Consider the following 3225-nt stretch of genomic DNA (forward strand, 5'->3'; position numbering starts at 1 on the left):
GCATGGGTAATTCAACTTTCTATAAATGGCGTGATAAATACGGTGGTATGGAAATTTCAGACATCAAACGTTTAAAGGAGCTGGAGGCGGAAAACCGTAAACTTAAACAGATGTTTGCTGAGCTCAGTTTAAAATCTCAGCTTCAGGAAGAAATCATAAAAAAGCTTTAGTGCCAACAGGGGCACGTAAAACGTGGGCACAGCGACTACAACAAAATCATTCAGTTACTATTGCTATGAGTTGTGCCATTGTTGGTTTAAGCCGTTGTGCTTACTATTATCAAGCTAAGTTACAGGATGATTCGGTGATTGTTTCGGTGTTGAATGCTATCACAGACCGGCATTTACGCTGGGGCTTTCCTAAATGTTTTAATCGTATCAGAAAGCTCGGCTATCAATGGAATCATAAACGGGTATATCGGGTGTATTGTGAATTAAAGCTTAATCTCAGGGTAAAGCGTAAAAAACGCATTCCTCCACGATGCCCGGAAAGGTTATTAGCCCCCAATAAACAAGGTGAATGTTGGTCAATGGATTTTATGAGTGATAGTCGCTGTAATCAACGTCGCTTTAGGACATTCAATGTTATCGATGACTTTAATCGTAAGGCGTTAGGTATTGATATTGCAGTAAGCTTACTGGCAGGAAGGATTACCCGTTACTTAGATAAACTGGCCGAATATCATGGGTATCCATTAAAAATACGCGTCGATAATGGACCAGAATTTACAGGAAAAACCTTTATAAACTGGGCTAAATCACATGATATAGCCATTGATTATATCCAGCCCGGTAGCCCATATCAAAATGGCTATATTGAACGATTTAATCGTACCTATCGTACTGAAGTACTCGATTTATATCTTTTTAACAACTTAGCGCAAGCAAGGAGAATAACCGAAGAAGGGTTAACGATTTATAACACCGAAAGACCACATGAGGCATTAAATAACATGACACCGCTCGAATATAAAACATTAAAACAGGCAGCTTAATTTTCTACGTGAGTTGTGTACTAAGTTTGGGGTATTTACAGGGATAATCTAAACATTCTTTGTATCCCATTGTCTTTCCAATTAACTGACACTCAGAAATTAGAAAAATAGCAACAATATTTATGCTTACTTTTATATACTATAATAAATTTTAAAAAAACACGTTTACAAAATACTAGCGATTTACTTATACTTTCTATCTATTTAATAATAGAAAAGCTCGAATTAAAGTAAATATAAGTTGTAGAAAAGGATTTAGAACGTGCTAAGGAATAGTTGTTTGGTTGCCAGCCATAAATTATTGGTAAAAATAAAAGAAACATTAACTAATTTAAGCGTTTTTCACCTACAAATACTTTTCGACTTTTATTCTAAAACAACAAGATTGTTATCTTTTTCATTAACACCAATATTTATTGGCATTAGCTTGTTATTAACGACTTATGTTAATAGAGCAATCGCCTTAAGTTCAGAAGTTATTTATGTTGCCGAAACTACCAATGTGATTAATGGTACTGCGCCTTATTTAAGTTTCGATGGAGGGAAAACTAAAATATTAGGCGTTGATGATATTTTTTGGATGAGCTATCAAGTTGGTAATCAAACTTTTCGATATACACTCGATAATAATACTTCGTCACAACAGAATCCTATTTTGTTACCTGAATCGATTAAAACGTTTGCCGATATTAATTCGATTATCCCCAAAAATCATCCAATACCCGAGTGGGCAGAAGATAATGGGCAATAAATAGAATTTAATAGCCGTTATGATAGGCAATATTTTTTTGATGATGATGGCGATGAAATTCTGAGTGGTGCCGGTATGGTTTCGCTAAAAATATTTGATGAAGCAGATGATTATGGTAGTGATGATTTGGCCGAGTGGGGAGAGCGCAGTTATAAACGTAATGACCTTATTGATCCTTGTCGTTATAGCTATAGAATGGTTTTACTATCTAGCATTTCTTCAGTTTTGAGTAAGTCTGGTGTGCCATCTAGAAGATCATTTGGAGCAACTGTCACGGAAGATGAGTGGAATGAGGATCCATGGGCATTTGAGGATCGATTGGTTTTACATATTAAGCCTGCTGTTTCCAATCCTTATGCATGTTGGGCATATCCACTTACTCAACCAACCCCACACAGTGAGCATATAGGTAATGAATGGGTAGCGTCCGATTTGTATAGGGAGTCAGGGGCAAAAAAGGATATCAACTTCAAAATATTAATAGCCCTTCAGCTAATTTTCCAACCACGGCAGGCGATTCATTTCCGTTTAATTTAACAATCGCAGGGTCTTTTCCTCATGAACTAAGCTACAGTAAGCAGCCTAAAGATTCAATCTGTACCTGAATTAACCAATGTTAAAAATGTTGAGCTAAATTGGCATCAAGGATACCCTACTGGTAAAGAAGGGTTCTCTAAGGTACAACTTGGAGGAGGAATCATTCCAGAATGGGGCTCTGATGTTTTTAGGCTAGATCGTCATATTTATAGAAAATTTTGGTCGAATAATCGCCATAAGAATGATAACTACTACTTAGTTGATGCTTATGGATTGATATTTTCAGAACCAATAACAGAACAAATTGGCTATGCACTTTGTATTTCACCGTAATCTTTAAACGGCAGCCGCACAGCAACAACAACGAGTGATTTAACACAGATAGAGTAATATTTTGTAGATAGAAAGGTAATATTAAAATGATTTATTTTGGTTTAGGAGCGACGTTATGATATATGTAGTAACAGAAACAACTAATTAATGCGTAAGAGCAACTAACCATAAAATAATTTTTATTTATATCGTAGTGCCAATATGTAATGATAATTCAAATCTAGGATTTAAAGATTTAGCTTGTGATGTATTGTTCAATATTGCATTGTTTAGGCATGGTTACCGCTGTAAAAAACGTTCAGAAAACCTATTGATTTTATTGAGGTTTTTTGGTGGAATTAACCGCCGTGTAGGCGGTTAATTATTGATGCTTCACAATAAAACAGCAGTGGATTTGCTTGTTACGTTTAAAATCAAGCGAAAGCGTTTTATTGGTAATTTCTTGATAGGTAAGTCCTAGATTTTGCATACCACTGCTATCCATCTTAAAACCACGTTTATTATTCGAAAAGAGGATAGTGCCATTAGGTTTTAGCAAGCGTTTTAGATCCGCCATTAATTTTAGGTGATCTCGTTGCACATCAAAGGTATTATTCATACGTTTGGAATT

General features: G+C 35.6%; 4 protein-coding genes and 1 pseudogene. 4 read left to right on the plus strand and 1 reads right to left on the minus strand.

Going from position 1 to position 3225, the window contains the following annotated elements; translation table 11 throughout:
• Positions 1-2: 2 nt before the first annotated feature.
• From A9G40_RS15800 to A9G40_RS05670, 4 genes are all read left to right on the plus strand, one after another.
• Positions 3-170: a transposase gene (locus tag A9G40_RS15800; protein WP_081302164.1), complete on the plus strand. Its 168-nt coding sequence runs from the start codon at positions 3-5 to the stop codon at positions 168-170.
• Positions 170-994 carry an IS3 family transposase gene (locus A9G40_RS05660; RefSeq protein ID WP_081302165.1) on the plus strand — a complete coding sequence of 275 codons (825 nt, stop codon included), beginning with the start codon at positions 170-172 and terminating at the stop codon, positions 992-994. The genes A9G40_RS15800 and A9G40_RS05660 overlap by 1 nt, the downstream gene beginning before the upstream one ends.
• Positions 995-1256: 262 nt before the next feature.
• Positions 1257-1745, plus strand: coding sequence for a hypothetical protein (locus A9G40_RS05665; RefSeq protein WP_141675205.1), 489 nt, complete (start codon positions 1257-1259; stop codon positions 1743-1745).
• 75 nt (positions 1746-1820) lie between these two features.
• On the plus strand, positions 1821-2282 hold the full coding sequence (locus tag A9G40_RS05670; protein ID WP_065582262.1) for a hypothetical protein: 462 nt from the start codon (positions 1821-1823) through the stop codon (positions 2280-2282).
• Between the two features lie 694 nt (positions 2283-2976).
• On the opposite strand, the pseudogene rlmL reads toward A9G40_RS05670, so the two are convergent.
• Positions 2977-3225 (minus strand): annotated as a pseudogene (rlmL, locus tag A9G40_RS05675) (bifunctional 23S rRNA (guanine(2069)-N(7))-methyltransferase RlmK/23S rRNA (guanine(2445)-N(2))-methyltransferase RlmL); the annotation flags it as partial.

The organism is Gilliamella sp. Nev3-1 (assembly GCF_001690435.1).
GTDB classification, from domain to species: Bacteria; Pseudomonadota; Gammaproteobacteria; order Enterobacterales; family Orbaceae; genus Gilliamella; species Gilliamella apicola_C.

What these genes read in the sequence shown, in the direction of transcription:
- A9G40_RS15800 (WP_081302164.1), top strand. Translation starts at nt 3, where the DNA reads ATGGGTAATTCAACTTTCTATAAATGGCGTGATAAATACGGTGGTATG.
- A9G40_RS05670 (WP_065582262.1), top strand. Translation starts at nt 1,821, where the DNA reads ATGGTTTCGCTAAAAATATTTGATGAAGCAGATGATTATGGTAGTGAT.